Genomic DNA, 21,672 nt, shown 5'->3' on the forward strand with positions numbered 1-21,672 from the left:
CTCCGACATAGACCACCGCTCACCATCCTGACCCACAGATCACCAAAAGGAGCATGACCATGTCAGCACAGGTTATCGACGGAAAGGCTTTTGCCCCTGGCTCTGCAGGGCGGTTGACCGATGCTCCTGATCCTCGCGGGTCAAGCTCAATTCAACAAACAGAAGGACAAACGGCGTGACACAGTCTGTGGAAGACCCCCGCCTGCTAAAGGGCATTGGCGTGCGCAAACGCATTTTGCGGGATGTCGAACGCTATATCGAGGCGCAGCCGGGCATTGGCAAACTCGTTTCGATTGCCATCGGGGACATCCCCGAAGTTGCGGTCTATGTGCGCAACCAGGCGAAAGTTGCCGCATCGGTGAACCTGCCGTTCGAGCAGGTGTTCTGGGACGGGGATATCACGCAGGAAGAATGCAAGACGCGCCTTCAGCAGATGAACGACGATCCTCATGTCCTGGGGGTGATCCTGCAACGTCCGGTGCCGGATCATATCAATGTGCGGTCGCTGCAATCGGCGATCCACCCGTTGAAAGACGTCGAAGGCATGAACCCGGCCTCCATCGGCAACATCATCTACAACGACGTCGCGCTTGCGCCCTGTACCGCTGCGGCGGCTGTGGAGCTGGTGCGGGAAACCGGGCTGAACATGGAAGGCCTTGAGGTGGTCATGGTGGGCCATTCCGAAATCGTGGGCAAACCGGCGGCGATGATGCTGATGGCCGAAGGGGCCACGGTGACAGTGTGTCACCACATGACGCGTTCAGTGGCGATGCATTCGCGGCGGGCCGATGTTGTGGTGGTGGCCGTGGGCAAGGCACATCTGATTGGTGCGGACATGATCAAACCGGGAGCGGTTGTTATCGATATCGGCATCAACCAGACCGATCAGGGGCTGGTTGGCGACGTGGACACCGACGCGGTGAAAGAAATTGCAGGCTGGGTGACCCCGGTTCCGGGCGGTGTTGGACCGGTGACCGTGGCGATCCTGATGCGCAACGCCACCGTCGCACACCAGCGGCAGATCGCGGCAGGCTGGCTGGACTAGCGGTCTACAGCGCGAGGTAGCCCACACCCGCAAACGCCAGAACACATCCCCCGCATTGGGGGAGTGTCATGCGTTCGCGCAGAAAGACCCAGGCCAGAAGAATGGTCAGCAGGCCGAACATCGACGATGTGACGGCGGCGTATTCCGGGTTGGGCAGGGGGGCTGCCGAGATCACGGCCAGCAGGGCAATGCCATCAAGGAATCCCATGACGACAAGGGGAAGAAGCGCGGCCTTGCCCGGCCAGAAGGTCGTGCGGCGCAGGCTCATCAGGATCAGCAGCAGGCCAAGGGCTGTGGCGCGCGCGATCAGGGTCGAGGACAGCTCGCCCGAGATGTCTGCCGCCAGTTGCCCGAGTTTGAACGTGCTGGCAAAGCCCACCGCAGACAGGGCCGAGAGCGCGATCGTGGGGCCGATAGGGGGATAGCTGGCATCGCTGCCATCCGACAGCGCGGCAACAAGGCCGACACCTGCGACAATCGCCAGAACGGCGAGAAACTGCAGCGGCGTGATGGTGGCACCGAAGGCCACCGCAAAGGCCAGCGACAGAACCGGGTAGCTGGCAATCACCGGTGCCACCAATCGCACCGGTCCGCGTTCGAAGGCGTAGTAGAGGCCAAGGCTGGCGACCAGGAACGCAAGACCCGCGCCCATCGACAACAGCAGCGCCGTTGGCGTGAGGTGCACGCGGGTGGAGGTGGCCAGAATCACGCCGGTCTGGAACAGGGCGCCGACGATCAGCACAAAGAGCAGCGCTGCCATCAGCGGCACGGTGCGGCTGAGATAGCGGATCGTGATGTCGTGGATTCCCCAGCACAGCGCGGCGATCAGACCCAGGCCCAACGCTGTCATGAGTGGCCCGCGATGAGAATTGTCGGCATAGAGCCCCCTTGAGACGCTTGCATGGCTGAGAATAGGTGTTATTCTTTAGATTAAACTTTTATTCCACGTATGCAAATTCTGATTTCTGCTATGTGGGACCAGCGGGGGAGACATAAGATGCTGGACGACATCTATCCACAGGTGGTGCCGGGACCACCGAAACCCAGCGGAATCTTTGAGCCTTTGGTTTTTTCCATGCCACCCGGCACGGAACGCTATGTGGTCGAGGGCTGCGGTGCGATCCTTGTGAGGCTGGAACCCGGTGACCGGGTCGAGGTGATCAACACCGAAGGCGGGCAACCCTGCGAATTGGTGGCATGCGGTCCGGATGGCAAGAGTGATCCCGGATTGATCGAGGCACAGGGGCAGGGCGCTCCGACAGGGCTTATGGCGCTTTTGACCGGGTCGGACCAAAGCCTGCGGTCGCTGCGGTTGGGCCTTGAGGCGCGCGGGATTGATCTGGCCGGTTGCGACGCCGTGAAGCATTTCGACAGCAGCACCCCGGCAGGCGACAAGGTCGAGGTCACGGCGCAGCGCGAAGGTGTGCTGATCGTTGCGGCCCCCCATCCAAACACAAGCGGCATCATGGATTTCGAGGCGCAGGACACTGCGACGCCGCTGACGATCTATGTGCGTCGGGCGGTTCTCAAATCGGCGGCGCGGTTCGAATTGCCGGATCCCCTGGCCGATCCGGTATCGGATATCCGGGTTCACACCCAGACCGCCGAAAGCTATTTCGTCAAGGCGGGGGACTACATCCAGATCATTGATGTGGATGGCCGCCAATGCACCGATTTCCAGTGTTTTGATGCCCGCAAGCTCGACAAGGGGATCGAACACGCGCTTGATGTAACCACGACGCGCACGATCATGGAGCATGCCTATCCCATGCCGGGATTGCATGCGAAGTATTACGATCAGGATATGGTGCCGCTGCTGGAGGTGATCCAGGACACCTGCGGACGCCATGACGCCTTTGCGCTGGCCTGTTCGTCGAAATATTACGATGACATCGGCTATCCGGGGCACGTGAATTGTTCGGACAATTTCAATGGCGCGTTGGGCAAACACGGGGTTACGCCGCGTGCGGGCTGGATGGCGATCAACTTTTTCTTCAACACCGCGCTGGATGAGCACGGTGTGATGTATTCCGACGAACCGTGGTCGCGGCCCGGGGATTACGTGCTGATGCGCGCGCTGACGGACCTTGTCTGCGTGTCGTCGGCCTGTCCCGATGACACCAGCCCGGCCAATGGCTGGAACCCGACCGATATCCATGTGCGCACCTATAGCGGCAAGGAAACCTTCCAAAGATCGGTGGCCTATCGGCCCACCCCAGACGCGGAGCCTAAAATGACCAAGCAAACCGGTTTCCATGACCGTTTCGACCGGTTCACCGACAACTTCATCGAATATAACGGGTATTGGCTGGCCAATTGCATGGCCACGGAAGGGCCGATCCAGGAATACCATGCCTGCCGCGAAAAGGCGGTGGTGCTGGACCTGTCGCCGCTGCGAAAGTTTGAAATCACCGGGCCGGATTCCGAAGCGCTGTGCCAGTACATCTTTACCCGCAACATGAAGACCCTGCCGATTGGCGGCGTGGTCTATTCGGCGATGTGCTACGAGCATGGTGGGATGATCGACGACGGCACCGTGTTCCGTCTGGGTCAGGACAATTTCCGCTGGATCGGCGGGTCGGATTACGGCGGTGAGTGGATCCGCGAGCAAGCGGACAAGCTGGGTCTCAAGGTGCTGATCCGGTCTTCGACGGACATGCAGCACAACATCGCGGTGCAGGGTCCGGAAAGCCGGGACATCCTGCGCAAGTTTGTGTGGACAGCGCCGCATCATCCCAAGTTTGACGATCTGGCATGGTTCCGCTTTACGCCCGCGCGGATCGGAGACCATGACGGTATTCCGATCGTGGTCAGCCGCACCGGCTATACGGGGGAATTGGGCTACGAGATTTTCTGCCACCCCAAGCATGCCCCCGAGGTGTTTGACGCGGTTTGGGAAGCGGGCCAGGGCCACGGTCTGGCCCCGATGGGGCTGGAGGCGCTGGACATGGTGCGGATCGAGGCCGGTCTGATCTTTGCCGGGTATGATTTCAGCGACCAGACCGACCCATTCGAAGCCGGGATCGGCTTTACCTGCCCGCTGAAGTCGAAAACGGATGATTTCATTGGCCGGGACGCCCTGATCCGTCGCAAGGAAAACCCGATGCGCAAGCTGGTGGGGCTTGATATCGGATCGAACGTATCGGTGGACCACGGCGATTGCGTGCATATCGGGCGCGCGCAGGTGGGCGAGATCTGTTCCTCCATGCGGTCGCCTCTGCTCGGGCGGAACATCGCGATGGCGCGGATCGACGTGGCCCATGCGGACGCGGGCACCGAGGTTGAGATCGGCAAGCTGGACGGGCACCAGAAACGCTTGCCCGCAACCGTGCGCGCCGATCTTGCGGCCTACGATCCCGGCAAGACGAAGCCACGCTCATGACGGCGCCGCGTCCAGAAACCCTGATCGAAAAGATCGGCGGCGAAGAGGCGCTGCGGACGTTGATCCATCGGTTCTACGATCTGATGGAGACGGAACCGGAGGCGCATGACATCCACCGCTTGCATTTCCGTGGGCACGGGCTTGACCATACACGCGAGGCGCAGGTCGAGTTCATGTCCGGTTTTATGGGCGGGCGGGCCTATTACCGCGAACGCAACGGGCATATGGACTTGCGCGAAATCCACGCGCATGTCCCGATCCGAGAGGTCGACGCGGAAACCTGGCTTGGGGTCTGGGACCGGGCGTTGGACGACTGCGGTCATTCCGGCCCGCATATCGACGCTTTGCGCAAAACCGTGCGGCGGGCGGCGTTGATGCTGGTCAATGATGTGCCGGACTGGCGCGTCGGAGAAGCGCCTTGAGAGCAGCGTTGCGCTGGTCTGTGTTGGCGATCTGTGCCTTTGCGGGCGCAGCGCAGGCGCAGGCGGTCAAGCTGACGGGTGACGAAATCCGTGCGCTTCTGACGGACAACACGGCTGTCGGGCGCTGGGACGGTGTCAAATACCGCCAGTTTTTCGGCGCGGATGGGGTGACCATCTTTACGCAGGACGGGGCGCGCTCTGCCCGGGGGACATGGCGCGTGGATGACGCCGAGCTGGAATACCAGAGCATCTGGCCGGGGGATGAAAGCTGGGAAGGCTGGTTCGTGATGGAATATGGCGACACTTATTACTGGGTGTCCAAATCCACCCCGCCGACGCCGTTTCAGGTTCTGGACGGTCAACAACTGGTTTCCGAATGATCCGCGCAGCGCTGATCGGCGCTGCGCTTCTGGGCTTAGCTGGCGTCGTGCAGGCGGACACCTGCGCTGTGTTTGACGCGGGACAGGACCAACCCAAGGGCGCGACCTGTACTCTTTCGCGGGTACTGGGGGGCGGGGTGTCCGAGGATTGTTCCTGGAGCTTTCCCCTGCGCGCCGACGCCGCGCGACAGCGGTTTGACGAGATGTCCGCGCTGTTGCGCAGCTGTGCTGACGGGCCGGTGACGATGCAGGGGGCGGCGGTCAATCATCCCGACAGTTATGACCAGCTGACTGCGCAGGTCGGCGGGCAGGAGGTCAGCTTGTCGCTGAAGGACAAGGGCGCGCTGGGGCGCAGCTTTGTGTTTCTGCGCCGCGCCGCGTCTTCAGACTAAATCCGTTCAACATCAGGGTGCGCGCCGCCCAATAAAAAACGCCGCGCAGACGGGCTGCGCGGCGGTGTTTTACCACTTGGTAAAAATCAGATGTCGAGCGTGTTCTCGCGCTCCCAGCGAGAGAAGTGCGACACGAAGGAATTCCATTCCTGCATCTTCATCTTGAGATAGGCGGACGAGAATTCTTCCCCCATCACGGCCTTCAGGCCCTTGTCCTTGTCATATTCGCGCAGCGCGTCGAGCATGTTGAGAGGCAGCTTGGGCGCGCCGCGGACCTTGTGACCTTCGGCATACATGTCGATGTCGTGACGCTTGCCGGGATCCGCCTTGGAGCGAATGCCGGAGAGACCCGCCGCGATGATCACAGCCTGCAGCAGGTAGGGGTTCACCGCACCGTCGGGCAGGCGCAGTTCGAACCGGCCTGGTCCCGGAACACGAACCATGTGCGTGCGGTTGTTGCCGGTCCATGTCACGGTGTTGGGTGCCCAGGTCGCGCCGGACGTGGTGCGTGGCGCGTTGATGCGCTTGTAGCTGTTCACCGTTGGGTTGGTGATCGCGGCCAGTGCCGAGGCGTGCTTCATGATGCCGCCCAGGAAGTGCTTGCCGCGTTCCGACAGACCCACTTCGCCGGTCTGGCCTTCGCCTTCGCCTGCAAACACGTTGACCTTGGAATCCGCGCCGGGCGCGTCCCAGACGGAAATATGCGCATGGCAGCCATTGCCGGTCAGGCCTTCGACGGGCTTTGGCATGAACGTCGCGCGGTAGCCGTGTTTTTCGGCGACGCTTTTGGCCATGAACTTGAAGAACGAATGCTTGTCAGCGGTCTTCAGGGCATCGTCGTAATCCCAGTTCATTTCCCACTGGCCGTTCGCGTCTTCGTGGTCGTTCTGGTACGGGTTCCAGCCCAGTTCCAGCATGTAATCCGAGATTTCGCGAATGACATCAATGCGGCGCATCATGGCCTGCTGGTCATAGCAGGGCTTTTCGGCGGTATCGAATTCGTCGCTGATCTGTTTGCCGTTTGGGGTGAGCAGGAAGAACTCCGCTTCGATCCCGGTTTTGACGTGCATGCCTTCTTCGGCGGCTTCGGCAATCAGGCGGCGCAGCACGTTGCGCGGGGCCTGTTCGACGGGTTTGCCTTCCATGACGCAGTCCGCAGGCACCCAGGCGATTTCCTTGTTCCACGGCAGGATGATCACCGCATCGGGGTCTGGCACCGCCAGCATGTCGGGGTGCGCGGGTGTCAGGTCAAGCCATGTGGCAAAGCCTGCGAATCCGGCGCCATCTTCCTGCATGTCCGCAATGGCGCGGGCCGGCACCAGCTTGGCGCGCTGTCCGCCAAACAGGTCCGTGAAGGAGATCATGAAGTATTTAACGCCGTTTTCCTCGGCGAATTTGGCGAGGTCAATTGCCATTTGTGTGTTCCCTGTGGTCTTGAGTCAGTCGGAAATGAGAAGGGCGCGTTCCATTTCTGGTCCGCGCCCTTTTGGTAATGGGTTTTGTCAGAAGCCTGTACCGGGTTTTCCCGGATACCAGTCTGTCCCTGCCAGTGGCACGCGCGCCATGGCGGCGGCTTCCATTGTCAGGGCGACAAGATCCTCTGGTTCGAGGTTGTGAAGGTGGTTCTTGCCACAGGCCCGTGCGATGGTTTGCGCTTCGAGCGTCATCACTTTGAGGTAGTTGCGCAGGCGACGTCCGCCCTCGACCGGGTCGAAACGGGCCATCAGCTCTGGGTCTTGCGTGGTGATGCCCGCAGGGTCCTGACCTTCGTGCCAATCGTCATACGCGCCGGCGGTGGTGCCCAGCTTGTTGTATTCGGCTTCCCATTTCGGGTCGTTGTCCCCCAGAGCAATCAGCGCCGCCGTGCCGATGGCAACCGCGTCGGCACCCAGGGCCATCGCCTTTGCCACGTCCGCGCCCGAGCGGATGCCGCCGGACAGGATCAGCTGGACCTTGCGGTGCATGCCCTGATCCTGAAGCGCCTGAACGGCCGGGCGGATGATCGCCAGCGTGGGCTGGCCCACATGTTCGATGAACACGTCCTGTGTGGCCGCTGTGCCGCCCTGCATCCCGTCCAGAACAACCGCGTCCGCGCCTGCCTTGATCGCCAACGTGGTGTCATAGTAGGGGCGCGCGCCCGCAACCTTGACGTAGATCGGAACCTTCCAGCCGGTGATTTCGCGCAGTTCGAGGATCTTGATCTCAAGATCGTCGGGGCCGGTCCAATCCGGGTGACGGCAGGCCGAGCGCTGGTCGATGCCCTTGGGCAGGTTGCGCATTTCGGCCACGCGGTCCGAGATCTTCTGACCCAGCAGCATACCGCCGCCGCCGGGCTTTGCGCCCTGGCCAACCACGATTTCAATCGCGTCCGCTTTGCGCAGGTCGTCGGGGTTCATGCCATAGCGGCTGGGCAGGTACTGGTAGACAAGCTTGGTCGAGTGACCACGCTCTTCCGGTGTCATGCCGCCGTCGCCGGTGGTTGTGGACGTGCCCGCAGCGGACGCGCCGCGGCCCAATGCTTCTTTCGCCGGGCCGGACAACGCGCCAAAGGACATGCCCGCGATGGTGATCGGGATATCCAGTTCAATCGGGTTTTCGGCATGCAAACCACCGATGGTGACGGAGGTTTCGCATTTCTCGCGGTAGCCTTCGAGAGGGTAGCGCGAAATCGAGGCCCCCATGAACAGAAGGTCGTCAAAGGACGGGACCTTCCGCTTCGCACCACCACCGCGGATATCGTAGATACCGGTCGCGGCTGCGCGGCGGATATCGCTGTTGATGTCTTGCGTGAACGTCGCGGATTGGCGCGGCGTTGTGTGGGGGATACCCCTGGGATCGTGTTTGTTCATGTCTGGTATCCTCAATACGCGGCGGCGTTGTCGACGTCGAAGTTGTACAGGTTGCGCGCCGAACCGTACCGGGTGAATTCGCTGGGATCAGCGTCAATCCCGGCTTCGTCCAGAAGGGATTTCAGCAGCTCCAGGTGTTCCGGGCGCATTTCCTTTTTGATGCAGTCTGCACCAAGGCTTTTGACCGAACCGCGCACAAAGAAGCGGGCTTCGTAGCAGCTGTCGCCAAGCGCGTCGCCCGCGTCGCCGCAGACAACGAGGTTGCCGGACTGGCCCATGAACGCGGACATGTGGCCGATATTGCCCTGAACCACGATGTTCACACCCTTCATCGAGATGCCGCATCGGGACGAAGCGTTACCTTTCACCACGATCAGGCCACCGTGACCGGTCGCGCCCAGATACTGGCTGGCGTCGCCTTCGATCACGATCTTACCGGACATGATGTTTTCACCTGTGCCGGGGCCGGCAGAGCCGTCGATGTTCACGGTCGCCTGCTGGTTCATGCCCGCGCAGTAATACCCGGTCGAACCTTTGACGGTGACTTCAATCGGCGCGTTCAATCCACATGCGATGGCGTGCGCACCCTTTGGGTTGACGATTTCCCAGGCGGTTTGATTCGTGGTTTCAGATTGCGCGTGAAGCTGCGCGTTGACCTGGCGGAGGCCAATTTCCTGAAGATCGAGTGTTTGCATATTAGGCGGCCTTCTCAGTCGTTGTTGGGGCCGAGTTGTGGCTCCAGAAGTAGACGGTTGCGGGCTCTGGTTCCCAGACGCGTGCATCTTCGATGCCCGGCAGGTTGACCAGCGCACGGTATTCGGACCCGAAGGCGACGTATTGATCGGTTTCGGCCATCACGGCGGGCTTGCACGCGATTGGGTCGCGGACCACGCCGAAGCCGTCCTTCGTGCCGACGACAAAGGTGAAGAAACCGTCAAGATCGTCGAGCGAGCTTTCCAGTGCCTCGCCCAGCGATGCGCCTTCGCGCATTTTCCAGGTGAGGTACGCTGCACCCACTTCGGTGTCGTTTTCTGTTTCGATATGGATGCCTTCGCGGCGCAGCTTGCGGCGCAGCGAATTGTGGTTGGACAATGAGCCGTTGTGCACGAGGCACTGATCGTCACCGGTGTTGAACGGGTGCGCGCCCATGGTGGTCACGGCTGATTCGGTTGCCATGCGTGTGTGGCCGATGCCGTGTGTGCCATGCATGCCAGAGATGCCAAATTGCGCGGCAACGTCTTTGGGCAGACCCACTTCCTTGTAGATCTCAAGCGTTTCGCCGCGGCTCATCAGGCGCACGTTCGGACGAATGCTGGCCAGAGTGGCGCGCAGGACATCCGCAGACGCTGCGGGCACGTTCAGAACGGCATGTGTCGAATTGACGGATACGTCGATTTTCGCACCCAGCGCATCGGACAGGTCTTTGTCCAGACCATCGAAATCGACGTCTGGCGTGTTGGACTGCACCGTGAATTTCACGTGATCGGCAGAGCCGTCGCCATAGATGGCGATGCCGGCGCTGTCTGGTCCACGATCTGTCATCGTGATCAGCATGTCCGTCAGAAGGCTGCCAAGCTGCGGCTCAAGCGCCTTGTCCTTCAAAAATAATCCTACGATTCCACACATGAGTAAAATTCTCCCCAAGCGGCTCCATGTGAGCCTTCGACCGAAACGTTAGCACCAAAGATTTTTTCTCTCAACTGTGAAGAATAAAATTTTCATCTCAGTCAAAAGAAAAATGGGCCCGGCATGGGCCCATTTGTTCTTGTGTCGGTTGAACCGCTCAGTACCGTTCAACGGATCGTTGGACTTTTTCGTGATCCAGAGCCCGCTGGCTGGCGGCTTCCAGGTGCTTGCGCTCGCGCACAAACTGGATCCGGTGCCATCCCAGCCAGAACAGGACGCCGACAATCGTCATCGGGATTTCCCATCCCTGCATCGGGTAAATGGGGCCCACTTCGGCCAGATCAACGGCCCAGTTTTCGTATCCAATGGTAGACATCTGGTCTCTCCTTAGTTTGCTGGCCGCGCTTTGCTCGCGAGATAGGCTTTGTCGGCTTCAATGATGGCCTCTTTTGCGTCCTCGTAGGCGTGGTTCTCGGCGTAATCGAGACCTTCGAGTTCCACCTCTTCGGGGATTCGCAAAACACCGGCTGCGGCCTGCATCTTGGCGACGATAAACGCCGGCAGGAAACCCAGGCCAAAGAACATGATCATTGCGCCCAGGAATTGGCCAAGCGGGTTGATCGTGGCGTAGCCTTCAAATGGCGACGACGGCGCGCCCCAAAGGACAAATCCCGCGATCACGAGACCGATGAAACCCGCGTATCCGTGAACAGCCACGGCCCCCACCGCATCATCCAGCTTGAACTTCCGTTCAACCCAGTAGTGCAGTTTGTAGGCGATCACGACGCCGATGGCGGCGATGATCATGGACTGGATCGGGTGATAGAGGTCGTTGCCCGCCGACGCGGTGATGACCCCGGCCAGACCGCCGGAGAAGGTCCAGAACGCATCCCCGCGCGAGATCACGTAAGCCGCCATCAGACCGCCGGAGAGCGACATCAGGAAGTTGAAGGTGATCGCCGAAAGCGATGTGGGCGCGAGATAGATGTTGGTTGCGGTCCAGGTTGTGCCGGTGATCTGTCCGCCGATGGCCTCGGGGGAAATCGCGGGCACGTTGCACGCGGCGTAAAAGCCCCAGAAACCGGTGTAGATCAGGAAGATCCCGATGGTCAGCATCCACGGATTGTGCGGCGGGATGTCCCGAGGGGTGCCGTCGGCAGCGAATTTGCCGATTCGCGGTCCAAGCACGGTAATCACGCCCAGCGCGTATCCCCCGGCGATGGCATGGATCACACCAGAGGCGTAGGCATCGTGGTAGCCAAGGTATTTGACCATCCAGCCACCGTAGTGCCAGCCCCAGGCGGCGTCGATGATCCACCAGACCGAGCCGATCAGAACCGCGTGGACCCACAATGCAGAGGATCGGATCCGTTCGATGACCGATCCGGACACGATGGACGCCGCTGTCCAGGAGAACAGCAGGAAGGCCGCCCAGAACACGCCGGTGATCCGGTCGTCGAGATTCGTGGCCATGTTCTGCGACCAGGGCAGATTCGCGGCACCGGCTTCCAGATCAAGTCCGCCGAAGAACGGGAACATGGGGAACGCCCAGTAAATCCACCACCCAAAGAAAAAGAACGTCACGGTGACCAGCGGTATGACCATGACGTTCTTCATCAACGTATGCATGTGGTTGCGGCGGCGACTTGCGCCGACTTCATACATGCAGAAGCCGACGTGAATTAAGAACATGAAGACGACCGTCACCCAGTAATAAAACTCGGTGAACACCGTCGTCAGTGCGTTTAGGTTTCCATCCACTTTTTGTGTCCCTCACTGTTGTTGACCGGTTTTATTTGCCCGGTAGGAATATTTTTTTAATCAGGCTGCTTGCCGGTGTTGTGTTTTGTCAAGTCTTGGGGGCTGGTTTTTTTGTGTCGCACAGGCTGTGGGACACCGCCTGCGCGTCACGCGCCGCAGACATTCGCGCTCTGCGTGTGACGCAGGGTCAAGCGACGCGCTGCAAATTTTGCCTGAGAGGAAAAAAATCTGCACATGAGTATTGATTTTTGCAGGTCTATCAGTCTGAATGCCGCCAACACTAATCACAAGACATGAGAATAGGGGGGCCGAGATGGCTATTCTTTGGAGGACATCCGCACTTGCACAGCGTCACGCCGAAATCGGTGGTGAGCTGGAAGATTGGAACGGCATGGGCACGGCATGGTTTTACGACCACACGCCCGAACGCGCCAAGGCGGACTATGAAGCGATCCGCACGAAGGCGGGGCTCATGGATGTGTCCGGACTCAAGAAGGTGCACGTTACCGGTGCAGACGCGGCGTATGTGATTGATCGTGTGACCACCCGCAACGTCGAAAAGATCGCGCCCGGCCGGTCAACCTATGCGTCGATCCTGAATGACCAGGGCAAGTTCGTTGACGACTGCATCATCTACCACATCGCGGTGAATTCGTGGCTGGTTGTGCATGGCACCGGCACCGGCATGGAGCAGCTGACATCCGTTGCGGCGGGCAAGAACTGCACCGTGATCTTTGATGACGACCTGCATGACATGTCGCTGCAGGGTCCGGTTGCGGTTGATCTGCTGGCCAAAGAAATCCCGGCTGTGCGGGACCTGTCCTATTTCGGTCTGATGCAGACACGCCTTTATGGCCGTGACGTGATGATTTCGCGCACGGGCTATACCGGTGAGCGTGGCTACGAAATTTTCTGCCGTGCCAAGGATGCGGTGCATCTGTGGGACAGCATTCTGGAGGCGGGCAAAGACATGGGTGTGCGTCCGACACAGTTCAGCACGCTCGATATGCTGCGCATCGAAAGCTACCTGCTGTTCTATCCCGGCGACAACTCGGAAACCTTCCCGTTCGACGACGAACCCTGCGGCGATACGCTCTGGGAACTGGGACTCGACTTCACCGTTTCCCCCGGCAAAACTGGCTTTATCGGTGCAGAGAACCACTACGCGCTGGAAGGCAAGGAGCGGTTCAAGATTTACGGTGTGAAGTTGTCCGGCGACGCGATGGACCAGATGGAGATGCATGCGCGCGTTCTGCATGACGGCAAGGACGTGGGTGTGATCACCTATGGTCTGTCGTCCGAACTGAACGGTTATTCCGTTGCGATTGCCCGTCTGTCGCCAGAGGTGGCGGTTGCCGGAACCAAGCTGACGGTCAAGCAGCCGGATGGCACCGAACTGGCCGCAACTGCGGAAGAGATGCCGTTCTACGATAAGGACAAGTCGATCCGCACCGCAAAAGGCTAAACCAGAAAAACAGAGCGTGCCGATTGGCACGCTCTTTTTGAATTAAAGAAGGGCGAGAGACGCAAGCGATGTCAAAGTTTCAATTCCCGGAAAGCATCAAAAGCAGGCCCGTCTACGGCACGCTGGAACCGCGTCCCGGCAAAGCGCATCTGTTGATCGCGGACGCAGAAGGGGCCGAGGCTATTCTGGACCTGGCGGCGCAGGACGCCGACCTGATTGCCAAGGCGCACATCATCTTTATTCCCAAGGGCACCGATTATTCGGACAAGCTGAGGGCGCTGAACCCCGCGCAGTATTACGAAGGCCCGTCTTACGAGGCGTCGCTTCAGCGGTTGCGTCACGTGCTGGCCCATGCCCATCAGGGGTTGCAGGTGTACCTGACCGGCACCGAGGGATTGATGGGGCAGGCGCAGAACGAAGCGATGCAGGCCGGTATCCCGCACACCGCGATCCAGACCGAACATCGCGGGTCGGTCGCACGCCGGATGCAGTGCGTGCACTGCAAGGGAATCACCGAAGACGTCATGCATGATCCATTCCAATGCGCGCATTGTGGATTGCATCTTTTTGTCCGCGATCACTATTCCCGCCGTCTCGCCGCCTTTCAGGGCGTGCGCGTGGATGCGGAAGATCCCGGAAATATCCCAGATCCTGTGGAGCTGTATTCATGAGCGCTGCCCCTCAGAAAGCCAAACCGGGCGCTGAACAAATCCCGGTCACCGTCAGCGCGGTTGTTCCGTTGAACGACCTCGTGACACGATTCGAATTCAAGCGGACCGACGGTGCGCCGTTCCCGACCTTTTCCGGTGGCGCCCATACCGTTGTGACGATGCAGGATGACGGGCGCACGCGGTTGAACCCGTATTCGCTGATGTCCGATCCCGCCGATACGTCGACCTACGCCATTTCGGTGCGTCGGGATGATCAGGGCCGGGGCGGATCGCTGTTTATGCACACCCGCGTGAAGGTTGGCGACGAGATGACGCTGACCTACCCGGTGAACCTGTTTTCGCTGGATCTGCGGGCGCGCAAGCATCTGTTCTTTGCCGGTGGTATCGGCATCACGCCGTTCATGTCGATGATTGCACAGCTTGAGCGGATGAACGGCCACTGGGAACTGCACTATGCGGTTCGGACCGAGGCGCTTGGGACGTATGTTGATGAGCTGCGCTACAAGTTCCCGAACAAGGTGCATGTCTATTACGACGATCAGAACGACGCGATCCCGCTGGAGTCGCTTCTGGATGGTCAGCCTTTGGGCACCAATGCCTATGTGTGCGGCCCGAAAGGCATGATCGACTGGGTGCACGCCACCGCAGCCGCATCGGGCTGGCCGGATGCGCAGGTGCATTCAGAAGAATTCATGGCACCCCAGCCGGGCGCGCCGTTCGAAGTGCGGCTGTGCAAATCGGACAAGACGATCAAGGTCGGCGAAAACGAAAGCCTGCTGGAAGCGATGGAACGGGAAGGTGTGGAAGCGCCGTTCTTGTGCCGTGGCGGTGCCTGCGGGCAGTGTGAAACCGACGTGGTGTCTTATGACGGTGAATTCGTCCACCGCGACCACTGGCTGGACGATGACCAGCATGCAAGTGGGCAGAAAATCATGCCATGCGTCAGCCGCTTTGTCGGCAAATCCCTGGAGCTTGACAGATGACCATTCAGTTCAACGAAGAGACATTCCGCGACGATTATTCGTTCCGCAATTCGGAGTGGGCGATCAAGCGCTTTCCGTTCCCGTTCCACGAAGACAGCTACATGTATTCGGTGAACATGGAGCAGCACCGGGGCGGGCCGGAAGGGTCTGTGTACGAAAAGCGCTTCGATGTGGACGAGCATTACGTGTCCGAGATGCGGGACCGGGCAATGGTTCTTGCCGATGATCCGCTGCGTTGCCAGAGCCTGCCGCACATGACATTGGCCGGGTGGGACACGCTGGAACTGATCATGGTCAGCAAATCCGAGGATTACCCGGACCTGTTCGAACTGCACCGCGACGGTGATCGCTGGCGCTGGATCAACAAGCCGATGGGCATCGACCACACGTTCACGTTCCTTGATGAAACAACGCTGCCTTGCGATCCGCTGGAATACATCACGCGGCAGGCGCAGGGGGACTTTGCCGTTCTCGATCAGCGGGACGAGATGCTTTACATGGACGCCGGCATGATCACGACGCAGGCGGACTGGAGCCTCGATTTCGACATCGGCATGGACTTCTTCGAATGGCATGCGCCGGTTCCGCTGGCCCACGAGATGGGTATTTTCAAGCGCGCGCTGAAATTCCTGCTGAACATTCAGCAAGGGGCCCCGGCGCGGCGTCTGAACTGGACCATGACGGTGAATCCGCTGCTGGATACCAGCCCGGAAAACTATCACAAATGGGGTGTTCAAAAGACAACGCTGACGCCCGAGAATATCGGGTCCAAACAGCACCTGCGCGTGGAATTGCAGACCTTCTACCGGTTGCCACGGTCGAATGCGCTGTTGTTCCCGATCCGGTGCTACCTGATTGCGTTCCAGGACCTTGTGTCGATGCCGAAATGGGGTCGCCGTTTGCACCGTGTGATCCGCGATCTGCCCGAAGAACTGGCGACGTATAAGGGCTTTATCGACAATCGTCCGATGATGCTTGATTACCTGAGCAAGTTTGACGATGGCCTGCCGACAAGCCCGGGGGTGTTCCCGGATCTTGAAAGCGAACCACCGCTTCAGAAATAATAGAAAAGCCCCGCGAAATGCGGGGCTTTCTCGTTCACGTTGAATGCCTTAGGTGTTCTGCGGGTACGAAATGATCGACAGGTATTTCGCTGGCAGATCGACCAGGTTTTCCGGCCCGTGCGGCGCATCCGCGTCGAAAAATAGCGTATCGCCCGGTCGCAGCGGAAAAACGTCAGCGCCGTGTCGGTAGTCAATCGCGCCTTCCAGCATATAGATCGTTTCGATCCCGCCATGCTGGAACGTTTCGAATGTATCGCTTTCGGCGGTCAGTTCGATCAGATACGGCTCAACAATCACGCCGCTGGCGTTGCTGCCAATGTGCCCCAGAAGCGTATATTGGTGCCCCGCGCGCGTGCCTTCGCGTTCTGTTTCAACGCCTTGACCGGCCTTGGTATGCACCGCTTCGCGCCGTTCTTCGAACTGGCGGAAGAAAGAGGTGAGCGGCACCGACAGCACGTTGGCCAGCGTTTGCAAAGTGGACAGCGACGGTGACGTGTTGCCGTTCTCGATCTTTGACAACATCCCGACCGACAGGCCGGTCCGTTCCGAGAGTTCGGCAACGGTTGTCCCTTGTGCCTTGCGAAAGCTGCGCACCTCTCGGCCGATCGCAACTTCGAGCACTTTCTCGCGGACTGTGCGGGATGCATGCGGATCCTGCGTAAGACGCACTATCATTTCGGGTACCGTTTCGGCTATCTCCATACTCACGGTCTCCTTAATTAGCGTCGTGTCGCACGTCCATATGAATAGTTTAGTGAAGTTTCTTGTGATTGCCAGAAATTTTCCTGTCAGTATAAATTCGCGGCATTAATTGAGTGTGACCCCGATGGCGAAACCGTTTTCAACAGGATTTCTGATCTTCCCCGGCTTTCCGATGGCCTGTCTGACGTCGATGATCGAACCGATGCGGGCGGCGAATGAAATCTCGGGGCAGGCTGCGTTTGAGTGGCATCTGGTGTCGGAAACAGCGGGCAAGGTCAAAGCCAGCGCGTTGGTCGAGTTTGAACCCAACCATGTGCTCGACGATGTGGACGATCTGGATCTGCTGATCCTGCTGTCTTCCCCCACAGCCCAGTTCGAGGCGAAATCCACCTCTGGCAAATTGCGGTCCTTACAGCGCCACGGCACGATTGTGGGGGCGGTCAGTGGCGGTGTGTTCCCGCTGGTGCGGGCGGGCATTGCCGGCGACAAACCATTGTCTGTGCATTGGTGCTATAAATCTGCCTTTGATGCAGAGTTCCCGTCGCATCGCAGTTCGGACCGGGTGATCGAAATTTCCGAAACGCTGCTGACCGCGTCTGGTGCTGCGGCGGCGTTTGATCTGTCATTGCACATCATCGAAAAGCGGCTTGGTGCGGGGCTGGCCACAGAGGTGGCGTGTTGGTTTCAGCATCCCGTCATGCGCCGCGAAGGGGTCGATCAGGCCATCCCGGCGCTGAGCGGGGATACAGCCGGTGCGCAGTTCCCGCCGTTGGTCGAACGGGCGGTGAAAATGTTCGCGCAACATATCGAGGAACCGATTTCGGTCGGGTCTGTGGCCGACACGCTTGGGATCTCGCCGCGCCATCTGGAACGGTCGTTCAAGCAGTCAACCGGCCTGAACCCGACGCATTACTATCGCAAACTGCGCATGGATGCGGCGCGACAGATGGTTCTTTATACCAATGACCGGATGAGCGACGTTGCGGCCGCGGTGGGCTATAACAGCGCGCAGACCTTTGCGAAACACTATCACACTGCGTTTGGCGTCACCCCCAAGGAAGACCGGAACCGGATCAATCTGTTCCGGGTCCGGGGCAATCTGTCGGTGCCGTCGGTGTAACGGTCAGTGGGCCGAGCGGATGGCCGTCATCAACGCGTGATGCAACGACCCGGCCGAGGAGCGTGGACCCATCACCATGATATGCGTCGGGTCTGCGACCACCACGAAACAGCCCAGATGGTCAATGCTGGTCCGCGTCGCCTCTCCTCCGGAACAGGCGCGGATATTGAACGGGCAGAGCCGTTCGAACACGTCGGCCAATCCGTCGCCTAACAGATCAAAGCGGCACCAGGCGTCGTTCTGTTCGGTGATGCTGGCCGATCCGTTGGCCAGTGGCACCAACTGCGCCGCCAGGTCTTCGTGCGATGTGTGTGGTGCGGTGACCATCCACTGGTCCGGGCCGGTCCAGAACGCACCAAGCGCGTCGCCGAACACGGCGCGACCGGCCTCTGGTACCGGCGTGCCAAGGAACTTGGCCAGCACGTCTTGCGCTGTCGATTCCTGACCCAACCGGGACGCGAAGGACGCGATGGCGGTGTTGGTCACCTCGGTCAGGGTGACCGGGCCATGTGTGTCCACACGGGGTTCAGTGCCGCCCAGCGGCGTGCGCGGGATCATGTCGTTGGAACGGTCAGACACGGAGACGGTCTCCTTCGGGGTCAATGAAATGTGCGCTGACAACTTCGACATCGTGGTCAACTTCGGTCAGCGGACTGACAAGCCGAACGATTTCCCCCAGACGGGTGTCGCCGGATTTCAGGAAGCCAATGCCGATATGGTGTCCGAGGTTGGGCGAATAACAGGCCGAGGTGATGTAGCCCTGATCGTGGGCCGCATCGACTTTGTCGCCTTTGGTCATCAGGTGCGCGCCTGCCGGGACGGATTTGCTGGGATCAACGGGTTTGAACCCAACCAGTTTGAGCGCGTCTTCGGTGTTCAGACCTTCGCGTTCCGACAGGGTTGATCCGATGCTGTCTTTCTTCTTGTTCACCATCCGGCCCATGCCAAGATTGAGCGCGGTGGTGGTGCCGTTCAGCTCATTGCCAGCCGCGTGACCCTTTTCAATCCGCATCACGCCAAGGGCTTCTGTGCCATAGACAACCGCGTCGAATTCTTCGCCAGCGGCCACAAGTTTGCGGATGAGCGCATCGCCGTAGCGCGTCGGAACCGCGATTTCATAGGCCAGTTCGCCCGAGAAAGAGATGCGGAACAACCGGCCGCGCACGCCGCCGATGCTGATTTCCCCACAGGCCATGTAGGGAAATGCCTCGTTTGAGATGTCGTGCTCCGGGTCCACCACCTTTTGCAGTAGATCGCGCGCGTTGGGGCCTGCGACGGAATACTGCGCCCAGGCTTCGGTGGTCGAGATCAGTTGCACATCGAGATCCGGGAATAGGCATTGACGGACAAATTCCATGTGCCTGTACACGCCGACCGCGTTGGCGGTGGTTGTGGTCACGACGAAATGGTCTTCGGCCAGTCGCGCGGCGGTTCCGTCATCCATGGCGATGCCATCTTCGCGCAGCATCAGGCCATAGCGCACCTTACCGACCGGAACTTTGGCAAACGGGTTGCAGTAAATCTTGTTGAGGAAGGTCGCCGCATCAGCGCCTTGCACGTCGATCTTGCCAAGGGTGGTCACGTCACAAATGCCGACCGACTTGCGGGTCTGTGACACCTCGCGGTCCACGGATTGCCGCCAATGGGTTTCGCCATCTTTCGGGAACCACTGCGCGCGCAGCCACATGCCCACTTCGACAAACACAGCGCCTTGTTCTTCGGCCCATGTGTGGGACGGAGTCTTGCGCACCGGGCGGAAATCCTCGTCGCGCGACCGGCCTGCCAGCGTGCCAATGGCTGTCGGTGTGTAGGGCGGGCGGAAAATGGTGGTGCCGACCTGCGGAATCGACTTGCCTGCCAGTTCGGCCATGATTGCCAGACCGCCCATATTGGACGTTTTGCCCTGATCGGTCGCCATACCCAGCGTGGTGTAACGCTTGAGGTGTTCGACGGAGGTGAAGTTTTCCTGATGGGCCAGCTTCACGTCCTTGGCGGTAACATCGTTCTGCTGGTCAAGCCAAGCGCGTTTTGCCCCGTCGACGTGCCAGAAAGGCGTGACGTTGATCGGGGCGTCTTCTGCCTCGGGCAGGGTGGGGCGGTTGGATGTGATGCCAAGGACGTCCAGCGCCTTGGTCGCCACGTCAACGCCGCTTTGCAGCGCGCCATGGGTCGAGAAATGCCCCAGAGCCGCACCTGCGGCAGACATGCCGACGGGCAAGGCGTCTCCGGGAACAAAGGCCGCGATGTCGTCTTGCCATGTGGGGCGTCCGCGCTGATGGCTGGCCAGATGCACGTTCGGGTTCCAGCCGCCCGACACGCCAAGCGCGCCGCATTCCAGCGTGCGTTCGGAGCCATCGGCCAGCTGGACCTTCACGAAGGTCAGGCCAAGACGGCCCATTGTGTCCGACACCTGCGCGCCTTGCAGCACTTCGTAGTCACGGCTGACCGGACCATCGGCGCGGGTGTCGATCACGGCGGCGATTTTGACGCCTTGCGCGTGCAGATCGGCTGCGGTGCGGTGACCGTCATCGTTATTGGTGAACACCGCGACACGTTTGGCGGGGGTCGCCGCCCAGCGGTTGACGTAGGACCGCAGCGCCGAGGCCAGCATGATGCCGGGGCGGTCGTTCTGTTCGAATGCGATGGGGCGTTCGGTGGCACCAGCGGCCAGAATCGCCTGCTTGGAATAAATGCGCCACAGGATCTGGCGCGGCTTGCCGTCTGCCGGTACGGGCAGGTGATCTGACACGCGTTCGACAGCGCCGTAAATCCCGTGGTCAAACGCGCCGATCACGGTTGTGCGCGGCATGACACGGACATTGGGCATGGCCGAGAGTTCGCCAACAAGCGATGCCGCCCAGCCAGAGGCCGATTGATCGCCAACCGAGAAGGTTTCCGCGTTCAGGCGACCGCCTAATGCGAAATCCTCGTCGGCGAGGATCACCTCTGCGCCGGAGCGCGCGGCGGTCAGCGCCGCCATTAGACCGGTTGGGCCTGCACCGATGACGAGCAGATCGCAGTGCAGGAAGCCTTTGTCATAGCTGTCGGGATCGGGTTCAAGCGACAGCGATCCCAGACCAGCCGCCTTGCGGATGATCGGTTCGTACACCTTTTCCCAAAAGGCAGCGGGCCACATGAAGGTTTTGTAGTAAAACCCGGCTGCAAAGAAGGTCGACAAACGGTCATTCACGGCCATCGCGTCAAAGGCCAGCGACGGCCAGCGGTTCTGCGACGTGGCGGTCAGCCCGTCAAACAGCTCGGCCGTGGTGGCGCGCGTATTAGGTTCCTTGCGCGCGCCAGAGCGGAGTTCGACAATTGCGTTGGGTTCTTCGGAGCCGGCCGTCAGCGGGCCGCGTGGGCGGTGGTATTTGAACGACCGGCCCATAAGGCGCACATTGTTGGCCAGAAGCGCCGACGCAAGCGTGTCGCCTTCGTAGCCTTGAAACGATTTTCCATCAAACTTGAAGGACATCGGGCGGTCACGATTGATCAGCCCGCCATTCAAACGATTCGTCTGGCTCATTTCGACCGTCCCTCTTGTCTGGCAACATCGCGCGCCAGTTCGACCTTGGTGATTTCATGGGTGGTGGTGTCGCGTGTCACGACCAGCCAGGACCGGTCCCCCCCTTCGTGAAACCACAATTCGCGGTGCAGGCCCGCCGGGTTGCTGCGCAGGTAGCCGTAGTCGATGAACTGGTCCAGGGCATCTTCGGCTTCCCAGTCGGGGCGATGGATCAGTGCGGCGTCGCCCAGATACGTGAATTCGGAGGCATCGCGCGGGCCAAGCAGCGGGTGATGAATGATCATGGT

The 21,672-nt window shown here is 60.1% G+C and carries 21 protein-coding genes; 10 read left to right on the forward strand and 11 right to left on the reverse strand.

Going from position 1 to position 21,672, the window contains the following annotated elements; all coding sequences use genetic code 11:
• Positions 1-175: 175 nt before the first annotated feature.
• Positions 176-1,045, forward strand: coding sequence for a bifunctional 5,10-methylenetetrahydrofolate dehydrogenase/5,10-methenyltetrahydrofolate cyclohydrolase (locus MWU54_RS17885; protein WP_247086481.1), 870 nt, complete (start codon positions 176-178; stop codon positions 1,043-1,045).
• Positions 1,046-1,049: 4 nt separating this feature from the next.
• Here the strand turns inward: MWU54_RS17885 and MWU54_RS17890 are convergent, their stop codons facing one another.
• Positions 1,050-1,895: a DMT family transporter gene (locus MWU54_RS17890; RefSeq protein WP_247086483.1), complete on the reverse strand. Its 846-nt coding sequence runs from the start codon at positions 1,893-1,895 to the stop codon at positions 1,050-1,052.
• Positions 1,896-2,042: 147 nt separating this feature from the next.
• Here MWU54_RS17890 and tdm point away from each other — a divergent pair, with 147 nt between their 5' ends.
• The 4 genes from tdm to MWU54_RS17910 are packed head-to-tail and all read left to right on the forward strand — an operon-like array spanning position 2,043 to position 5,621.
• Positions 2,043-4,427 (forward strand): trimethylamine-oxide aldolase Tdm, encoded by a 2,385-nt coding sequence (tdm, locus tag MWU54_RS17895; RefSeq protein WP_247086485.1) that lies wholly within the window; start codon positions 2,043-2,045, stop codon positions 4,425-4,427.
• On the forward strand, positions 4,424-4,849 hold the full coding sequence (locus MWU54_RS17900; RefSeq protein ID WP_247086487.1) for a group II truncated hemoglobin: 426 nt from the start codon (positions 4,424-4,426) through the stop codon (positions 4,847-4,849). Before tdm ends, MWU54_RS17900 begins: the two co-directional genes overlap by 4 nt.
• Positions 4,846-5,229, forward strand: coding sequence for a hypothetical protein (locus MWU54_RS17905; RefSeq protein WP_247086489.1), 384 nt, complete (start codon positions 4,846-4,848; stop codon positions 5,227-5,229). The genes MWU54_RS17900 and MWU54_RS17905 overlap by 4 nt, the downstream gene beginning before the upstream one ends.
• Positions 5,226-5,621 carry a hypothetical protein gene (locus MWU54_RS17910; RefSeq protein WP_247086491.1) on the forward strand — a complete coding sequence of 132 codons (396 nt, stop codon included), beginning with the start codon at positions 5,226-5,228 and terminating at the stop codon, positions 5,619-5,621. The genes MWU54_RS17905 and MWU54_RS17910 overlap by 4 nt, the downstream gene beginning before the upstream one ends.
• A gap of 86 nt (positions 5,622-5,707) precedes the next feature.
• On the opposite strand, the gene glnT is transcribed toward MWU54_RS17910, so the two are convergent.
• The 6 genes from glnT to MWU54_RS17940 all read right to left on the reverse strand — a co-directional run bounded on the left by glnT (position 5,708) and on the right by MWU54_RS17940 (position 11,857).
• Positions 5,708-7,036 (reverse strand): type III glutamate--ammonia ligase, encoded by a 1,329-nt coding sequence (gene glnT / locus MWU54_RS17915; RefSeq protein WP_247086493.1) that lies wholly within the window; start codon positions 7,034-7,036, stop codon positions 5,708-5,710.
• An 87-nt stretch (positions 7,037-7,123) separates the two neighbouring features.
• Positions 7,124-8,470 carry an FMN-binding glutamate synthase family protein gene (locus MWU54_RS17920; protein ID WP_247086495.1) on the reverse strand — a complete coding sequence of 449 codons (1,347 nt, stop codon included), beginning with the start codon at positions 8,468-8,470 and terminating at the stop codon, positions 7,124-7,126.
• Positions 8,471-8,481: 11 nt separating this feature from the next.
• Positions 8,482-9,165, reverse strand: a complete 684-nt coding sequence (locus MWU54_RS17925; protein ID WP_247086497.1) for a protein GlxC — start codon at positions 9,163-9,165, stop codon at positions 8,482-8,484.
• 1 nt (position 9,166) lies between these two features.
• On the reverse strand, positions 9,167-10,096 hold the full coding sequence (locus tag MWU54_RS17930; RefSeq protein WP_247086499.1) for a glutamine amidotransferase family protein: 930 nt from the start codon (positions 10,094-10,096) through the stop codon (positions 9,167-9,169).
• A gap of 157 nt (positions 10,097-10,253) precedes the next feature.
• Complete coding sequence (locus MWU54_RS17935; RefSeq protein ID WP_247086501.1) at positions 10,254-10,472, reverse strand: hypothetical protein; 219 nt, start codon at positions 10,470-10,472, stop codon at positions 10,254-10,256.
• Positions 10,473-10,483: 11 nt separating this feature from the next.
• On the reverse strand, positions 10,484-11,857 hold the full coding sequence (locus tag MWU54_RS17940; RefSeq protein ID WP_247086503.1) for an ammonium transporter: 1,374 nt from the start codon (positions 11,855-11,857) through the stop codon (positions 10,484-10,486).
• A gap of 313 nt (positions 11,858-12,170) precedes the next feature.
• On the opposite strand from MWU54_RS17940, the gene MWU54_RS17945 reads away from it, so the two are divergent.
• The 4 genes from MWU54_RS17945 to dmmC all read left to right on the forward strand — a co-directional run bounded on the left by MWU54_RS17945 (position 12,171) and on the right by dmmC (position 16,040).
• Complete coding sequence (locus tag MWU54_RS17945) at positions 12,171-13,322, forward strand: aminomethyltransferase family protein (protein WP_247086505.1); 1,152 nt, start codon at positions 12,171-12,173, stop codon at positions 13,320-13,322.
• A 68-nt stretch (positions 13,323-13,390) separates the two neighbouring features.
• Positions 13,391-13,993 (forward strand): dimethylamine monooxygenase subunit DmmA, encoded by a 603-nt coding sequence (gene dmmA, locus MWU54_RS17950; RefSeq protein WP_247086507.1) that lies wholly within the window; start codon positions 13,391-13,393, stop codon positions 13,991-13,993.
• Positions 13,990-14,976: a PDR/VanB family oxidoreductase gene (locus MWU54_RS17955; protein WP_247086509.1), complete on the forward strand. Its 987-nt coding sequence runs from the start codon at positions 13,990-13,992 to the stop codon at positions 14,974-14,976. Before dmmA ends, MWU54_RS17955 begins: the two co-directional genes overlap by 4 nt.
• The gene (gene dmmC / locus MWU54_RS17960; protein WP_247086511.1) at positions 14,973-16,040 is read left to right on the forward strand and encodes a dimethylamine monooxygenase subunit DmmC; all 1,068 of its coding nucleotides are present in this window, start codon (positions 14,973-14,975) and stop codon (positions 16,038-16,040) included. The genes MWU54_RS17955 and dmmC overlap by 4 nt, the downstream gene beginning before the upstream one ends.
• A gap of 48 nt (positions 16,041-16,088) precedes the next feature.
• On the opposite strand, the gene MWU54_RS17965 is transcribed toward dmmC, so the two are convergent.
• Positions 16,089-16,742: an XRE family transcriptional regulator gene (locus MWU54_RS17965; RefSeq protein WP_247086513.1), complete on the reverse strand. Its 654-nt coding sequence runs from the start codon at positions 16,740-16,742 to the stop codon at positions 16,089-16,091.
• Between the two features lie 124 nt (positions 16,743-16,866).
• On the opposite strand from MWU54_RS17965, the gene MWU54_RS17970 reads away from it, so the two are divergent.
• The gene (locus MWU54_RS17970) at positions 16,867-17,862 is read left to right on the forward strand and encodes a helix-turn-helix domain-containing protein (RefSeq protein WP_247086515.1); all 996 of its coding nucleotides are present in this window, start codon (positions 16,867-16,869) and stop codon (positions 17,860-17,862) included.
• A gap of 3 nt (positions 17,863-17,865) precedes the next feature.
• Here the strand turns inward: MWU54_RS17970 and MWU54_RS17975 are convergent, their stop codons facing one another.
• Genes MWU54_RS17975 through MWU54_RS17985 form a run of 3 tightly spaced genes read right to left on the reverse strand, consistent with a single transcriptional unit; the run spans position 17,866 to position 21,669 of the window.
• Positions 17,866-18,441, reverse strand: a complete 576-nt coding sequence (locus MWU54_RS17975) for a sarcosine oxidase subunit gamma (protein WP_247086517.1) — start codon at positions 18,439-18,441, stop codon at positions 17,866-17,868.
• Entirely contained in the window at positions 18,434-21,385 is a 2,952-nt protein-coding gene (locus MWU54_RS17980; RefSeq protein WP_247086519.1) for a sarcosine oxidase subunit alpha family protein, read from the reverse strand. The genes MWU54_RS17975 and MWU54_RS17980 overlap by 8 nt, the downstream gene beginning before the upstream one ends.
• Positions 21,382-21,669, reverse strand: coding sequence for a sarcosine oxidase subunit delta (locus MWU54_RS17985; protein ID WP_247086521.1), 288 nt, complete (start codon positions 21,667-21,669; stop codon positions 21,382-21,384). Before MWU54_RS17985 ends, MWU54_RS17980 begins: the two co-directional genes overlap by 4 nt.
• Positions 21,670-21,672 lie beyond the last annotated feature (3 nt).

The organism is Marivita sp. S6314 (assembly GCF_023015985.1).
Lineage (GTDB): Bacteria > Pseudomonadota > Alphaproteobacteria > Rhodobacterales > Rhodobacteraceae > Marivita.

Coding starts and splice junctions, on each gene's coding strand:
- MWU54_RS17970 (WP_247086515.1), top strand. CDS start 16,867: ATGGCGAAACCGTTTTCAACAGGATTTCTGATCTTCCCCGGCTTTCCG.
- tdm (WP_247086485.1), top strand. CDS start 2,043: ATGCTGGACGACATCTATCCACAGGTGGTGCCGGGACCACCGAAACCC.
- MWU54_RS17985 (WP_247086521.1), bottom strand. CDS start 21,669: ATGATCATTCATCACCCGCTGCTTGGCCCGCGCGATGCCTCCGAATTC.
- MWU54_RS17910 (WP_247086491.1), top strand. CDS start 5,226: ATGATCCGCGCAGCGCTGATCGGCGCTGCGCTTCTGGGCTTAGCTGGC.
- MWU54_RS17925 (WP_247086497.1), bottom strand. CDS start 9,165: ATGCAAACACTCGATCTTCAGGAAATTGGCCTCCGCCAGGTCAACGCG.
- MWU54_RS17890 (WP_247086483.1), bottom strand. CDS start 1,895: ATGACAGCGTTGGGCCTGGGTCTGATCGCCGCGCTGTGCTGGGGAATC.
- MWU54_RS17930 (WP_247086499.1), bottom strand. CDS start 10,096: ATGTGTGGAATCGTAGGATTATTTTTGAAGGACAAGGCGCTTGAGCCG.
- dmmC (WP_247086511.1), top strand. CDS start 14,973: ATGACCATTCAGTTCAACGAAGAGACATTCCGCGACGATTATTCGTTC.
- glnT (WP_247086493.1), bottom strand. CDS start 7,036: ATGGCAATTGACCTCGCCAAATTCGCCGAGGAAAACGGCGTTAAATAC.
- MWU54_RS17945 (WP_247086505.1), top strand. CDS start 12,171: ATGGCTATTCTTTGGAGGACATCCGCACTTGCACAGCGTCACGCCGAA.
- MWU54_RS17965 (WP_247086513.1), bottom strand. CDS start 16,742: ATGGAGATAGCCGAAACGGTACCCGAAATGATAGTGCGTCTTACGCAG.
- MWU54_RS17935 (WP_247086501.1), bottom strand. CDS start 10,472: ATGTCTACCATTGGATACGAAAACTGGGCCGTTGATCTGGCCGAAGTG.
- MWU54_RS17980 (WP_247086519.1), bottom strand. CDS start 21,385: ATGAGCCAGACGAATCGTTTGAATGGCGGGCTGATCAATCGTGACCGC.
- MWU54_RS17955 (WP_247086509.1), top strand. CDS start 13,990: ATGAGCGCTGCCCCTCAGAAAGCCAAACCGGGCGCTGAACAAATCCCG.
- dmmA (WP_247086507.1), top strand. CDS start 13,391: ATGTCAAAGTTTCAATTCCCGGAAAGCATCAAAAGCAGGCCCGTCTAC.
- MWU54_RS17920 (WP_247086495.1), bottom strand. CDS start 8,470: ATGAACAAACACGATCCCAGGGGTATCCCCCACACAACGCCGCGCCAA.
- MWU54_RS17900 (WP_247086487.1), top strand. CDS start 4,424: ATGACGGCGCCGCGTCCAGAAACCCTGATCGAAAAGATCGGCGGCGAA.